Here is a 13,001-nt window from a genome sequence, read left to right on the forward strand (position 1 = left end):
GAGGATTTCTCGTGATCTATGTCGTCGCCACCCTGACCATCAAGCCCGAAACGCGCGCCGAATTCATTGCAGCCGCCACCGCCTGCATCAGGGAGACGCGGAAAGAGCCGGGCAATATCGCCTACGATCTGCATGAGAGCGTCACCGATCCCGCCAAGATGGTGTTCGTCGAGCAGTGGGAAAGCGCGGAGGCGCTGGTGCCGCATCGCGGCCAGGAGCACATGAAGACGTTCGGCCGTGTCGCGGTGAAGTGCTTTACGGCGCCGCCGAAGATCGAGGTGATCACGCCAGAGAAGGTCGAGACGAGGTAACAACGCATGATCCGGGCGACGCAGGTTAGGGGACAGCACCGCTTCACGGAAACGCCGGCGGATACGGTCGTGCTCGATTTCGACGATCGGCACCGCCGTCGCATGGCCATGACGGGCACACGGGGGCTCGAATTCCTGCTTGACCTGGAGAATGCGGTCGCGCTGCGCGGCGGCGATGCGCTGGTGCTGGAGGACGGAAGGTTGGTCGAAGTGGTCGCGGCGCCTGAGCCGCTGCTGGAGATCCGCGGCCACGACCCGCACCATCTCATCCGTGTCGGCTGGCATCTCGGCAACCGTCATCTGCCGACGCAGATCATGGCCAAGAGCCTGCGCATCCGCCGCGACCACGTCATTGAGGCGATGGTGAAGGGCCTTGGTGCCCGCGTCGTCGAGATCGAGGCGCCGTTCGATCCCGAAGGGGGCGCCTACGCCGAGGCCAGCCATGTGCACGGTCACGACCACCATGCACACGACGATCACGGCCATCATCGCCATGATCATCATCATGATCGCGCCGCGCATGACCATGGGCATGATCACCACCATCACCACGACGGGCATTGCGACCATCCCGACCATCACCACGGCCACAAGCATGCTCATGACCACAAATGAGCCCGTCAGTGCCGCCGACCTCGCAGAGCGCGAGGCGGCGGCGCTATATCGGCTGATGACATGGTTGTCGCCGGCGTTTCCCGTCGGCGGTTTTTCCTATTCGAGCGGTATCGAGTGGGCGGTCGAAGCAGGTGATATCACCGATCTCGCAACACTCGCCGACTGGCTCGATGCCATGCTGGGGGACGGCTCGGGCTTTTGCGATGCAACGTTCCTGGTTCAAGCCTATCGTGCCGCAGAGGCCGGCGAAGACGCGGCTCTGAGCGACGTCGCCGAGCTCGCCGCCGCTTTCGTGCCGTCGCGCGAGCGCCAGCTCGAGACGACCTCGCAAGGGCGCGCCTTCATCGACATCTCCCGGTCCGCGTGGGATGCCGAGGGCCTTGCCGCCATGGTCGCGGCATGCCGCACGCCACCGGTCTATCCCGTCGCCGTGGGGGTCGTCGCGGCGCTGCATGGCGTGCCGCTGGCGCCGACGTTGCACGCCTTCCTGCATGCGCTGGTCTCGAACTGGATTTCCGCGGCGAGCAGGCTCGTTCCGCTCGGCCAGACTGACAGCCAGCGTGTGCTGGTGAAGTTGGAAGCCGCTGTGGCAGCGACCGCCAATCGGGCGCTGAACGCGACGCTGGACGATCTCGGCAGCGCAACCTTCCGCGCCGATCTCGCCAGCCTGCGGCACGAGACGCAATATACACGGCTGTTTCGCTCGTGAGCGGTGCGGCCTTCACTGACCAAGAGAGAGAGCAAGCCATATGTCGAAATCTCACGGCCCCCTGCGTGTCGGCGTCGGCGGCCCCGTTGGATCGGGCAAGACCGCGCTGATGGACCTGCTTTGCAAGACCATGCGTGAGCGCTACGACATCGCCGCGATCACCAACGACATCTACACCAAATGGGATGCGGAATTCCTGGTGCGCTCAGGCTCGCTGACGCCGGACCGCATCGCCGGCGTCGAGACCGGCGGCTGCCCGCATACCGCGATCCGCGAAGATGCATCGATGAATCTCGCAGCGGTCGCGGACATGCGCGCCAAGTTTCCGGGGCTGGATCTCGTACTGATCGAATCCGGCGGCGATAACCTCGCTGCCACTTTTTCCCCAGAGCTTGCCGACCTCACGATCTACGTGATCGACGTTGCCGCCGGCGACAAGATCCCGTCCAAAGGCGGCCCAGGCATCACCCGTTCCGATCTCCTGGTCATCAACAAGACCGACCTCGCGCCCCATGTCGGTGCCTCCCTCGAGAAGATGGACACCGACGCCAGGCGCATGCGCGGCGAGCGCCCCTTCGTCATGACCAATCTGAAGAAGAGCGAGGGTCTCGACCGGATCGTCGGGTTCATCGAAACCAAGGGTGGGTTGAAACGGGCGGGCTGACGGGCCGCGGCGACGTCGCGCAGGTCTATTCCGCCGTTAACCAATGAGGCAAAGCGGGCCGGACGGAACCAATTTCCGACACGGCGATTGTCTACCTTCGGTGCCCGGAGAAAAGCCGCTATTGGCCGGATCATCGGCCGGGCGGATTAAGCTTTTTGGGCGACCCAAGTTGCGTACAGATGCCTCCTCCGTCATTATCTCCGCCACTGGGCTCACCCTGTTTCGGCACATGGCCGTTCGAACGGCGTTGATATGCTCCGTGTTTATTGCCGACCTCCTGCCTTCGCCTGAGTAGTCGCGTGGTCCGGTTGGGTTTCATCATCGGCTTTATCGCTCTGCTCGGAGCTCTGCTCTCCGGGCTTGCAGCCTATCGCGTCCACGACCAGGAGCTGGCGCTGGATCGGATTGCGCTCGCGCGTGCGATCGACGTTCATGCCAGCCTCGTCCAGGACCGGTCAACGGAACGAGAGCTGCTGGCACGTGTCGCCTCAGGCCTGTTCCGCGCGCCATCGGTGCTGAAGCCAAATATGCTGGAGCCGCTGCGCTCGGCGATCTACGCCTTCAAGACCGATTTCGTGGTGGCCGGCTGGGTCGCCCGGCTGCGGCCCAGCGAGCTCGCCGCGGCACGAGCTGCTATTGCGGCCGCCGGCTTCCCGAATCCCGAGATACGCGACTACAGCGACAAGCCGATCGATCCGGCAAGCCTGACGCAGCCGATCGACGTGCTGATGGACCTGGAGCCACGCAGCGACGAGACCAAAGCGCTGCCTGGGCGCAGTTATGATGACGACCCGGTTCGCAATGCAATGCTCGCGCGCGCCAGGGTCGAGAAGCGGTCGGTCGCATCCGACCCCGTGCCGCTCTTGCGCGACAACGGACCGATCGGCGTGATCGTAGCTGCCCCGGTCATTCCTGAAGGTGCCACCGAGCCGGTCGGCTTCATCACGTTTTCCTACGAGCTCGCCTCGCTGATGCTGACCAATGACGACCTGTCGCTATTCTCCGTCGCACTGAAGGATCCGCGCAAGGAGGGCAGCGAGCTGGTTGCCAACGACCAGGGTGTCGTCTCCACCCGCATGACGACGCCTGACGGGCCGGCGCCGTCGGCGATACGCAACGTCAGCTTCGGCGGCCGCGACTGGCAGCTCGGCTATTACGCCAAGACCAATTCGGCGCGGCGGGCCGAGCAGACCGCGATCATCGTGGCGGCGATCGGCTTCGCCATCACCGCGATGGTGTGTGGCCTGTTCGGTTACGTCGCCTACAACAATCTGCGGCTCAGCCGCGAAATCCAGGTGCGGATCGGCTTCGAGCGGCGGCTGACGGCCGTCATCGACGAGCTGAATCACCGGGTCAAGAACATCCTTGCGGTGATCCAGTCGATCGTGACGCGCACGCTGCGCCACGGCTCGGACATCGACGTCGCGCGTGAGCTCCTGATCGGCCGTATCCACGCCATGTCCAACGTGGTGTCGCTGCTCAGCGAGAGCCAATGGCAAGGCGTCAAACTGAAAGGCCTGTTCGAAGCTCGCGCCATCCCGCATGCCGAGCGTATCGCCGTCAGCGGCCCTGACATCGCGGTCAGCGCGCGCGCCGCGCAGAGCCTGTCGCTGCTGTTCTTCGAGCTTGCCTCGCACTCGGACGAAGGCCTGTCGTTGGTCGGCAAGCATCCGCACATTACCGCGAACTGGACGGTGACGGGTGAGGAGCCCGAGGCGGTGTTTCATTTCCGCTGGGAGGAGTTCAACACCAGCGAGGCGACGCGGCGGCCGGATTCGGATTTCGGCTTGATCCTGCTCGATCGCGTCGCGCCCGAAGCGCTCGGCGGCACCGCCAAGCGCTATTTCACCGACGTCTCCTATGTCTACGAGCTGACCGCGCCGATGGAGACGGTCGTCGACATGACCGAACGCGACCGCACGGAAAAGCTCTCGCAGCCGGTGCAGCCGGTGCGGTAGACCATGCCGCTCAGCTCGGGGTCGATCGCGCGGCGATGGCGGTAATCTCGAGTTTGACGTTTGGACCGAGATCGGCCACGCCGACGGCGGCACGCGCCGGCAAATGAACTTCCGCAAAGTGCGCCTTCCAGGCCGCATTGAACGCAGCCTTCTCGCTGAGATCGGTCATGAAGATGGTCGCTTGCAACACGTTGGCCAGGTCGGATCCGAGAGCCTGGAGCAAACGCGATAGCTGGCCAAGCACATCGTTCGCCTGACCCGACATGTCCAGGCTGGTGTCCTCGGGGACGATGCCGCCGATGTAGAGCACGCCTCCATGCTCGACCACTTCGTGGAGTAAACCTTCGTATGGCAAGATGCGCTTGATCATGATGACAACGATGCTCCTGTCGAATGTGGCATGAGATAGGGTCGCGTCGAGCACCAGGCCTAGGCCTTGGGCCGCAACACAAGATCGACCAGATGACGCGCGTAGGCCGGGGTGATCGGCGCGATGCCGAAGATGTAACGGTAGAACAAGCTGCCATAGATCGCGTCGTAGAGATCTTCTGGCGGAGCCTCGGCCAGAATGCTGCCGTCGCGCTGGCCGGCGGCGATCATCTCGACCAGTGTGCCGCGGCGGAATTGCAGATACCGGGCATAGAACAGTTCGGCCGAGCCCGTCTTGGAAATGCATTCGGATATGACCGCGAGCTGGACCTTGCCGAATTCACCTTGCAAAGCTTCGGCATAGGCCGCGGCGTGGCGACGCGCGCGCGCCGCTGCCGTGCCTGCGCTCACCGGCGGCAGCGGAAGCATCTGGGCGGCGTGATGCAGGAAGGCGTCGATCAGGAGCGCCTCTCGCGACGGCCACCATTTGTAGATCGTCATCTTGGAGACGTTGGAGTGGCGTGCGACCGCATCGATCGTGGTTGCGGCAAGGCCGGTCGCGGCCATCAGGGCGTATGCGCTTTCGAGGATGGCGTTGGCGGTCTCGATCGAGCGTGGCCGGCCGCGCCGGGGCGCACCCTCGGCTGCTTCAGACGTGCCTTTCGCCATGACCAAGCCGGTCTCCTTGCAACGAACCGCCGTTCCCGCGGCCGCTCCGTCCCGCATAGCGCAGCTGCGGCGCCCGGCCTAGCGAAATCGCGTCGCCGCCCCTAGGCCCGCTGGCGCAAGGCCGCCGGTTCGTCCTGCCGCTTCGACCAGGAAATATAGTAAGCCACCGCCGTCATCGCCGCGAATCCGGCAAGGCTCACCCCGATCTGCATCACGACCAGATTGGCACCGGTGATCAGGATGAGGTGGCCGGCGAAGGACAGGAAAACGCCGATGCAGAACACCGCGAGCCATTCCTCGCCGCATTTGGTCACCATCTGGAGTGACTTCCGTTGCAGCCACGGATGGTCGGGCGGAACGAGATGGGTTGCGATGAAGGCCAGCGCAAGGAAATGGATCACGCGATAGGGTGCGAGGTATTCCTTGTCGGTCGGAGAGATGCCGTTGCGCACGATTTCCGGCAAATAGGCTGATAGCGCCGGCGAATGGCGCATCAGGGTGATGGCCATCGCCAGCACGAGATAGGCGCCGGCCGCGATGCGGAGCCAGGAGATTTTGTGTAGGCTCTGGCCTGAGACGCCGGTGACGGCGAACCAGCCACCCAGCACCATCAGCATTTGCCAGCACAGCGGGTTAAAGGTCCATTCCAGGTCGGGATAGGCGTGAAAATTCCAGCCGAACCAGCGTGCGGCGAGATATAGCGCGACCGATGCTGCGAGGGTGAGGTTAGGGCCGCGCAGCAGTCCCCACAGCACGAACGGGAAGAACGCCATCAGCGGAATCATCAGCTGAAGCAGGTCGAGGTTGAGCGGTTCTTCCTGAAGCACCAGTCCCTGGACCAGGGTCCGGAGCGGATGCTCGAGAATGCCGGAGATGTTGTAATCGCTGATGATCTCCGGTGCCATCGATTGCGAAGCGACATAGGCGATGGTGTCGATGTAGATCACGAACAGCACGACATAGGCGGCATAGAGCCGCCAGACGCGGCGGAAGACGCGCGTCGCCGCGACGACATAACCGCGCTCCAGCGCCATCCTGCCGTGGATGATGGCAACCCCGTAGCCTACCACGAACACGAACAGGTCGGCTGCGCCGCTAAAGCCGAAGTTGCGCAGCGTCAGCAGGTTCACGACATTGTTCGGGATGTGGTCGACGAATACCGACCAGTTGGCAATGCCGAGCGTCAAATAGAGCCTGGCGTCGTGCTGAAATGCGGCAAGGTTCGCCTTGACGGACGGTTTCATTGCGGAAAATAGCTTCTAGAATCAGGGGCGATGCTTTTAGCGGCAACCACCTGCTTGTCCGAGTAGCGTTTGCGTGAAGCAAGGCGGATTGGCCAGGCTTGATGAAGAATTGCGCAGAACAGCGCAATGGAATTCCAGCCGGCCGCTGGTTGAGGTCAGGGGCGCAACATTATTAACGCGGACCTGGCCTCACTCGGCCGGCTCGGCCGAAGGCTCGTCTGTCGCTCCGGCGCGGCTTGCCATGATTCCAAGCGCGACCCCGCCGACTGCCAGGATCGGCAACAGCCGCTTGATTCCGATGGCGCGCACGATCTGCAAGCCGGTGGCCAGCAGCATGGGATCGGCAAGCATGCTCGGAGCCGCCTTGGCGGCGCGCTCGGCAGCGATGCGCGCGCGAGCCCGCACCTCCCGCTTGTAGCCCCAATAGCTTCCCGCTGCGGCGATCGTCAGCAGGAAGAAGACGCCCGCCCCCGCGAGGCAGGCCTGCACGGGGCCGTATTTTTCGAGAACCGAGATGAAGGCTGCCGCGCAAAGGAAGCAAGTGGTGACGAAGAGCGCGAGCGCTGCACCCGCCGCCAGCGAGGCCAGCCGAACGGTCGTGCCCGTCGATGCGCTGATGCCGTCGATGATGCGCTGAAACACGGCCTTACTCCTCAGATCCCCACAGCCAATTCATCACCGGCAGGTCACGGCGGCACAGGCCGTCGTGACCGCAAAACCCATCGCGGCGCGTTACCGGCGCCAGGCGAACCCGATCAGGAAGCCGATGCCGAGCGCAACACCGACGGTCGCGAGTGGCCGTTGCGTGATGGCCTCTTCCAGCGTCTCCTCGATCGAGCCGTAGGCATCCTGCGCCGCGTCCATCATCGCACTGCCGCGCTCCGAGAAGTCGTCGAGCGTCGAATCCATGTTCTCGCGCGCCTGCTTGTACCCGCGGCGGGCTTGCTTGCCCGAAGCGTTGGCGAACGTGTTGAGTGCGTCGGTGATCTGGTCGGTGAGGGCGGCGATATCGCTTTTCACGGCTGCTACATCCTTCTCGAGACGTTCTGCGGTGGCTTTGTCGGTCCAGTCTCGCATCCCGGTTTCGCCATTGGTCATAGAGGGGCTCCAAAACTCGCATCGGCGAAGATAGCCGGAAAACGCCCCGTCTTCGGGGAAGTTCCCTTCGCACCAGCCATCACGCCTCCGGAAGCTGCGGCGAATTCTCGGGCAACAGATGCTCCTTCAGGATCAGCCCGACGATCAGCAGCGGAGATGACAGGAACGAGCCCATCGGGCCCCATAGCCAGGTCCAGAAGGCGAGTGCGATGAACACCGCGAGCGCATTCAGGGCCAGCCTCCGGCCGATGATGGTGGGCGTAACGAAGTGCCCTTCCAGGAAAGTGATGCCGGCGAAGGCGATCGCCGCGGCCAGGCCGCCGCCGATGGTTGGGAAGGCGACCAGCCCTACCACGACCAGCACGGCGAACATTGCAACCGGCCCGATGATCGGGATGAAGTTGAGGGTGGCCGCAAGCGCGCCGAGGCCGGCCGGATTTGGCATGCGGGTCACTGCGCAGACGAGGCCTGCCGCAATGCCCACGCCGATATTGATGATCGTCACCGTCAGCAGATAATTGCCGAGATGGACTTCGATCTCGTTGAGGATCCGCAACGTGCGCAGCCGCGCGTCGCGTTCGCCGAAGGTCATGATCAAGGCCCGCCGCAGGTCGCGCCAGCTCGCGATGAACAGGATCAGGGTGGCGAAGAACAGCAGGAATTCGGCGAAAGTCGGCGACAGGAATTCGAGCGTCGGCTGCACCCAATCGAACTTGGGAATCTGCAGGCTCGGCAAGCCCTCGGAGCCGCCGACCATGCTTTGCAGCTCACGCCAGAGCGCGAGCGGGCGATCGAACACGTGCAGCTTGTCCTTGAGCTGCGCAGCGAGTTCAGGCAAGCGCGAGCTCCATTCCATGACCGGTGCCGCAATCAGCGCGACGACGAAAGCGACCATCGCGGTCACAGCGACCACGATGAGTACCGCCCCGAGGGCTCGCGGTACCCTTTGCTTTTCCAGGAAGGTCGCGGCCGGCGACAGCATGGTACCGGCGACCACGGCCATTACGACCGGCAGGAAGAACGCCTTGGCGACATAGAGCACCGCGACGACGGCGATCAGAAGCAAACCGGCAAGCGCAAACGCGACGAACTCGGTACGCCGGATCACCGGTGGGAGTTCGCTATGGCTCTCGGGAAGCGGGGCACCTTCGCCGTCGCCGGAAATCAGTCGTTCACTGGGAAGGACGCGCACAATATCTCTCCCCGCACGGAAGGCTTCCGGGCGCCCATTGACGACGAGAAAACGCGTGAGGAGTGCCGCGGTTCCATCGCGCCTTCGTGAAGCCGTGCTCGCTTGACCGTGACGCGGCTGCCTCACGCGGCGGCGGAACTTGCATCAGCGCTGCTGCGTTTACGGGACAGCAGCATCACCCAGATGCATACATCCAACGGGGCAGCACATGACAAAGTTCTCTGTCGTCCGTCGCAGCTTTTCGCCGCGAATCATCACCGCTTGTGCTTTTACGACAGCTTTGCTGACGGTGCCGTTCGCGGCTCAGGCGCAAACGCTCGGCTATGCGCCGATGCAGCCGCAGACATATTCGCAGGACCAGATCTATTCGCAGGGCTCCACGAACGAGGCGCCGCAGCCTGCGGACGAGGATGCGGCGCTGCCGGATCGGCTCCGGCGGCAGATCGTAAGCTTCGACTGTAACGAGCCGGCCGGCACCATCGTCATCGATACCGCCAACACCTATCTCTATTTCGTCCTCGGCAACGGCCGCGCGATGCGCTACGGCGTCGGTGTAGGGCGCGAGGGGTTCACCTGGTCGGGCGTGCAGAGCATCAGCCGCAAGGCGGAGTGGCCGGATTGGCATCCGCCGGCCGAGATGATCGCGCGCCAGCCTTATCTGCCCCGCTTCGTCGCCGGCGGCCCCGGCAACCCGCTTGGCGCGCGCGCGATGTATCTCGGCTCCAGCGAATACCGCATCCACGGCACCAACGATCCCACGACGATCGGCAAGTTCGTCTCCTCCGGTTGCATCCGCCTCACCAATGAGGACGTCAGCGATCTCTTCAACCGCGTCGGCGTCGGCACGAAGGTTGTCGTGTTGCCGAAGAACGCACCACTGATGGCGCGCGGGGCCGATCCCGCCCGCAAGCGGCCGGCGGTGTCGACGCTGCACGCGGGGCGCCAGGCGCTGAACATCCCGGCGTCGTCGGTGGACTAAGGGTTGCGTGAGGTCAGATGATGAAACGTTCGACCAGCAAGTCGGCTTGCGCAACGGCCGCGTTCGTCGCGGTCGCTTCCCTGGGCCTTGCTCTGACGCCTTCCGCGCATGCAGAGGATTTCTTCTCGGCGCTGTTCGGTGGCTTCCACATGCGGCCGCCGCCTGAGATCCGCGTGCCGTTCCAGAACGACGACATGCCACGCTACGAAGCGCCGCGCCAGCGCGCGTCCTATGGCGGCGGCACCGCTTATTGCGTACGCGGCTGCGACGGCCGTTACTTCCCCGCGCAAGGCAACGACGCCGAGAGCAAGGCGCAATCCTGCAAGAGCTTCTGCCCCGCGTCAGAGACCTCGCTGGTCTACGGCAGCGATATCGACGATGCCACGACGGACAAGGGCAAATCCTATTCCGACCTGCCCAACGCCTTCCGCTATCGCAATGAGATCGTCGCGGGCTGCACGTGCAACGGCAGGGACCCGGTCGGGCTCGCCCAGGTCAAGATCGAGGACGATCCGACCCTGCGCAAAGGCGACATCGTTGCAGGTGCCAACGGCCTCGTCGTAGCCAATCGCAACGCCAATGATCGCCGCGGCGTCGCAATGAATTTCTCGCCATTGCCGGACAGGATGCGCGCCAAATTCCACCAGGTGCCGGTGGTGGCGAAGGAGTAGGAAGCTTTACGCCGCGCGGATCTTGCCGAGAAAATCGCTGACCTGATTGCCGAGCTGAAGGCTCTGGGTCTCCAGCATTTCGGCGGCCTGCTTGACATTGTCGGCGGCGCCGGCTGCGGTGTCGGCGTCGGTCTTCACGCCGGTGATGTTGTCGGAAACTTTCTTCGTGCCCTGCGCCGCGTATTGCGTGCTGCGGGTGATTTCCTGCGTGGCTGCGCCCTGCTCCTGCACGGCGGCCGCAATCGCGGTGGCGACCTCGTTGACTTCGCCGATGATGCCCCCAATCGCCTGGATCGCGTCGATGGCGTCGCCGGCAACCTTCTGGATGTCGGCGATCTGCTCCGAGATATCCTCGGTCGCCTTCGCGGTCTGGCTGGCCAACGTTTTGACCTCGGAGGCGACGACCGCAAAACCGCGGCCCGCTTCGCCGGCGCGGGCGGCCTCGATCGTCGCGTTGAGCGCGAGCAGATTGGTCTGTGCCGCGATGGTGTTGATGAGGCCGACGACCTCGCCGATGCGACCGGCGGATCGGGCAAGTCCTTGCACCGTGCCATCGGTCTGCTCCGCCTGAGCCACGGCCCGGCTGGCGATGCCCGCGGCATGTGCCGCCTGTTGGCTGATGTCGCTGATGGAGCAGCTCAGCTCCTCGGACGCAGCAGCGACGCTGTCGACGCTCAGGGAGGCGTCTCCGGCCGCCTTTTCAGCGGACCGAACCCGATCATTGGTCTGCCGCGACACTGCCGAGAGATCGGATGAGGTTTTCCGCATTTCGCCGGAGGCTTCACTCAGCTCCTCGAGTGCCTTGCGCACGAGCCCCTCGAATTCGCCGATGTGGATCTCCATGGCACGCTGACGGCCCGCGGCCGCGGCATTGCGCTCGCGATCCTTGGCTTCGATCTTCAGCTTGTCGGCGGCCTGCTGCTTGAACGTCTCCAGCGCGCCTGCCAGCGCGCCGATCTCATCCATCCTGTCTTCGTATCCCGTCTCGACGGAAAGGTCGCCACCCGCAACCTTCAACATGGCGTCGCGCATGTCGTGCAACGGCTTGATGACACGCCGGCTCACGGCCAGCATCGGACCAACGGCGAGGCAGATGGCGAGGAGAACCAGCGCCAATTGCAGGATCAGGGCGTGCAGAGCCGAAGCGCGCTGGGCGGAGATGTGTTCGCGGGCCGCATCAAGCGCTGCCTCGGCCACACCGACCGCGGCGACCAGCCGCGCGACGCTGAACGGGCTCCATTCGTTGGCTACCATCTCGGGCTTTTCGCCCGATGCCAGTGCGTTCATCAGGCGATCGCGCAGGTCCACATATTGCGGGTCGAAATATGCGCTCTTGTTCTTGGTGATTGCGTCCGATAACGCCTCCGGCAACTGCATGCCGCCGGTGGTGACCTCCAGCGCATGCCAGGCGGCCTCTACGCCTCCGACCAGCCTGATGTAGGATAGTCGTATTTCCGGGGTGACCTTTCCCGTACCGAGACCGTTGGAAACGAGAATTGAAGCGTCGCCCGCAGTGTTGCGAAGCAGCCATGCTGCCTGCTTGATGATCAGCAACTGATCGACCGCTGCGTCCTGATGGTTGATGGAGGCGGCGAGAATTCCAGACAACTTGTCGAGCAATACCACCAGTCCGGTTTCGGTATCCATGTATTCCTTGCCGAGAGCGACGCGGCGCGCGGCCTTGGGTTTCGCAATCTCCTGCCAGAATTGCTTCTGCATGCTCACGAGAGCGCGGAACAGTCGGTCGAATTCGGAGAGCAGCGCCGGCTTCTCGGCAAATTCGATGCTGCCGAGCAGATCGCGTGCCCTGACCATTGCGGGCATCTCGACGTCGTGCAGATCGCGCAGGTATTTTTCGATCGCCGGATCCAGCGATTGGTCGTTGTGAATCACGCGGTTCGAGGTGGAACGGTCGGCGCGCATCCGATCCATCGCCTTGAACATGTCGGCGGATGCGTCAGCGATGACGGCAATGCGGTTGGCGATCTGGAGACGTTGCCAGGAATTCCAGGCGATGAGCAAGGCTCCGACGACCACGCAGCAGGAGGTGGTCAGGATCACGCTTCTCAGCAGTGCGGATACCGTCAAGCGGTTCAACATGGCGCCCATCCCCAGCAATCATGAACTCCACCAGCGCCCCGAGTTCGAACGGGACGCGCAAAGCGGGCATTTGCGCGTCGCTCGGCGGCAGTCTCCGGGGCATTTGGCCACAAAAGAGTAAAAAACTTGGTCGCGACCGGAGGATCACGGCTTCGCGTCCGGTTTCAAATATGGAACCCGACGCGAAGCCTCGACGTTAAGCCACGGTACCAACTGGCCTGAAGGGGGTTACAAATGCTGGTCGGCGTCCTCGTCACATTCCTGGTCGTCATTCTCGTTCTTTATCTCATTAACATGCTGCCGATGGATGGCCGCGCCAAGCAGATCGCGCGCGTCATCGTCATCATCATCGGCATCGTGTCCCTGCTGAAATATCTCGCGGTGTTCTAGCTACGATTGCCGACAAAAAAGCCCCGGCCTGA

Annotated in this window: 15 protein-coding genes; 8 read left to right on the forward strand and 7 right to left on the reverse strand. The window is 63.6% G+C overall.

Annotated features, from left to right (window positions below; genetic code table 11):
* The first annotated feature begins 11 nt into the window (after positions 1–11).
* From ACVW16_RS21960 to ACVW16_RS21980, 5 genes are all read left to right on the forward strand, one after another.
* Positions 12–311, forward strand: coding sequence for a putative quinol monooxygenase (locus ACVW16_RS21960; RefSeq protein WP_456701211.1), 300 nt, complete (start codon positions 12–14; stop codon positions 309–311).
* Positions 312–317: 6 nt separating this feature from the next.
* Positions 318–926: an urease accessory protein UreE gene (locus ACVW16_RS21965; RefSeq protein WP_456736296.1), complete on the forward strand. Its 609-nt coding sequence runs from the start codon at positions 318–320 to the stop codon at positions 924–926.
* The gene (locus ACVW16_RS21970; RefSeq protein ID WP_456705146.1) at positions 907–1,635 is read left to right on the forward strand and encodes an urease accessory protein UreF; all 729 of its coding nucleotides are present in this window, start codon (positions 907–909) and stop codon (positions 1,633–1,635) included. Before ACVW16_RS21965 ends, ACVW16_RS21970 begins: the two co-directional genes overlap by 20 nt.
* Before the next feature lie 40 nt (positions 1,636–1,675).
* Positions 1,676–2,299, forward strand: a complete 624-nt coding sequence (gene ureG / locus ACVW16_RS21975) for an urease accessory protein UreG (protein ID WP_456701213.1) — start codon at positions 1,676–1,678, stop codon at positions 2,297–2,299.
* 299 nt (positions 2,300–2,598) lie between these two features.
* On the forward strand, positions 2,599–4,257 hold the full coding sequence (locus tag ACVW16_RS21980; RefSeq protein WP_456701214.1) for a CHASE domain-containing protein: 1,659 nt from the start codon (positions 2,599–2,601) through the stop codon (positions 4,255–4,257).
* Between the two features lie 10 nt (positions 4,258–4,267).
* Here the strand turns inward: ACVW16_RS21980 and ACVW16_RS21985 are convergent, their stop codons facing one another.
* From ACVW16_RS21985 to ACVW16_RS22010, 6 genes are all read right to left on the reverse strand, one after another.
* Positions 4,268–4,627 carry a RidA family protein gene (locus ACVW16_RS21985; RefSeq protein WP_456738237.1) on the reverse strand — a complete coding sequence of 120 codons (360 nt, stop codon included), beginning with the start codon at positions 4,625–4,627 and terminating at the stop codon, positions 4,268–4,270.
* Between the two features lie 59 nt (positions 4,628–4,686).
* A complete protein-coding gene (locus ACVW16_RS21990; RefSeq protein ID WP_456738236.1) occupies positions 4,687–5,295 on the reverse strand; it encodes a TetR/AcrR family transcriptional regulator in 609 nt (202 codons plus the stop codon).
* Positions 5,296–5,396: 101 nt separating this feature from the next.
* The gene (locus ACVW16_RS21995; RefSeq protein WP_456736295.1) at positions 5,397–6,539 is read right to left on the reverse strand and encodes an OpgC domain-containing protein; all 1,143 of its coding nucleotides are present in this window, start codon (positions 6,537–6,539) and stop codon (positions 5,397–5,399) included.
* 189 nt (positions 6,540–6,728) lie between these two features.
* Complete coding sequence (locus ACVW16_RS22000) at positions 6,729–7,181, reverse strand: hypothetical protein (RefSeq protein WP_456736294.1); 453 nt, start codon at positions 7,179–7,181, stop codon at positions 6,729–6,731.
* 90 nt (positions 7,182–7,271) lie between these two features.
* Positions 7,272–7,637: a DUF883 family protein gene (locus ACVW16_RS22005; protein WP_456701218.1), complete on the reverse strand. Its 366-nt coding sequence runs from the start codon at positions 7,635–7,637 to the stop codon at positions 7,272–7,274.
* Positions 7,638–7,716: 79 nt separating this feature from the next.
* On the reverse strand, positions 7,717–8,829 hold the full coding sequence (locus ACVW16_RS22010) for an AI-2E family transporter (protein WP_456736293.1): 1,113 nt from the start codon (positions 8,827–8,829) through the stop codon (positions 7,717–7,719).
* Between the two features lie 208 nt (positions 8,830–9,037).
* Here ACVW16_RS22010 and ACVW16_RS22015 point away from each other — a divergent pair, with 208 nt between their 5' ends.
* On the forward strand, positions 9,038–9,808 hold the full coding sequence (locus tag ACVW16_RS22015) for a L,D-transpeptidase (RefSeq protein WP_456802423.1): 771 nt from the start codon (positions 9,038–9,040) through the stop codon (positions 9,806–9,808).
* A 17-nt stretch (positions 9,809–9,825) separates the two neighbouring features.
* Positions 9,826–10,479, forward strand: coding sequence for a DUF2865 domain-containing protein (locus tag ACVW16_RS22020; RefSeq protein WP_456701221.1), 654 nt, complete (start codon positions 9,826–9,828; stop codon positions 10,477–10,479).
* Positions 10,480–10,485: 6 nt separating this feature from the next.
* Here ACVW16_RS22020 and ACVW16_RS22025 read toward each other — a convergent pair whose 3' ends face one another.
* Positions 10,486–12,579, reverse strand: coding sequence for a methyl-accepting chemotaxis protein (locus ACVW16_RS22025; protein WP_456736292.1), 2,094 nt, complete (start codon positions 12,577–12,579; stop codon positions 10,486–10,488).
* A gap of 234 nt (positions 12,580–12,813) precedes the next feature.
* Here ACVW16_RS22025 and ACVW16_RS22030 point away from each other — a divergent pair, with 234 nt between their 5' ends.
* On the forward strand, positions 12,814–12,969 hold the full coding sequence (locus tag ACVW16_RS22030) for a Thivi_2564 family membrane protein (RefSeq protein WP_008546817.1): 156 nt from the start codon (positions 12,814–12,816) through the stop codon (positions 12,967–12,969).
* Positions 12,970–13,001 lie beyond the last annotated feature (32 nt).

This window comes from Bradyrhizobium sp. USDA 4474, from assembly GCF_054057515.1.

Bases quoted from the DNA above. Each gene is read 5' to 3' on its own strand.
- ACVW16_RS21965 (WP_456736296.1), top strand. From the start codon at position 318: ATGATCCGGGCGACGCAGGTTAGGGGACAGCACCGCTTCACGGAAACG.
- ACVW16_RS21970 (WP_456705146.1), top strand. From the start codon at position 907: ATGCTCATGACCACAAATGAGCCCGTCAGTGCCGCCGACCTCGCAGAG.
- ureG (WP_456701213.1), top strand. From the start codon at position 1,676: ATGTCGAAATCTCACGGCCCCCTGCGTGTCGGCGTCGGCGGCCCCGTT.
- ACVW16_RS21985 (WP_456738237.1), bottom strand. From the start codon at position 4,627: ATGATCAAGCGCATCTTGCCATACGAAGGTTTACTCCACGAAGTGGTC.
- ACVW16_RS21990 (WP_456738236.1), bottom strand. From the start codon at position 5,295: ATGGCGAAAGGCACGTCTGAAGCAGCCGAGGGTGCGCCCCGGCGCGGC.
- ACVW16_RS21995 (WP_456736295.1), bottom strand. From the start codon at position 6,539: ATGAAACCGTCCGTCAAGGCGAACCTTGCCGCATTTCAGCACGACGCC.
- ACVW16_RS22005 (WP_456701218.1), bottom strand. From the start codon at position 7,637: ATGACCAATGGCGAAACCGGGATGCGAGACTGGACCGACAAAGCCACC.
- ACVW16_RS22015 (WP_456802423.1), top strand. From the start codon at position 9,038: ATGACAAAGTTCTCTGTCGTCCGTCGCAGCTTTTCGCCGCGAATCATC.
- ACVW16_RS22020 (WP_456701221.1), top strand. From the start codon at position 9,826: ATGATGAAACGTTCGACCAGCAAGTCGGCTTGCGCAACGGCCGCGTTC.
- ACVW16_RS22025 (WP_456736292.1), bottom strand. From the start codon at position 12,579: ATGTTGAACCGCTTGACGGTATCCGCACTGCTGAGAAGCGTGATCCTG.
- ACVW16_RS22030 (WP_008546817.1), top strand. From the start codon at position 12,814: ATGCTGGTCGGCGTCCTCGTCACATTCCTGGTCGTCATTCTCGTTCTT.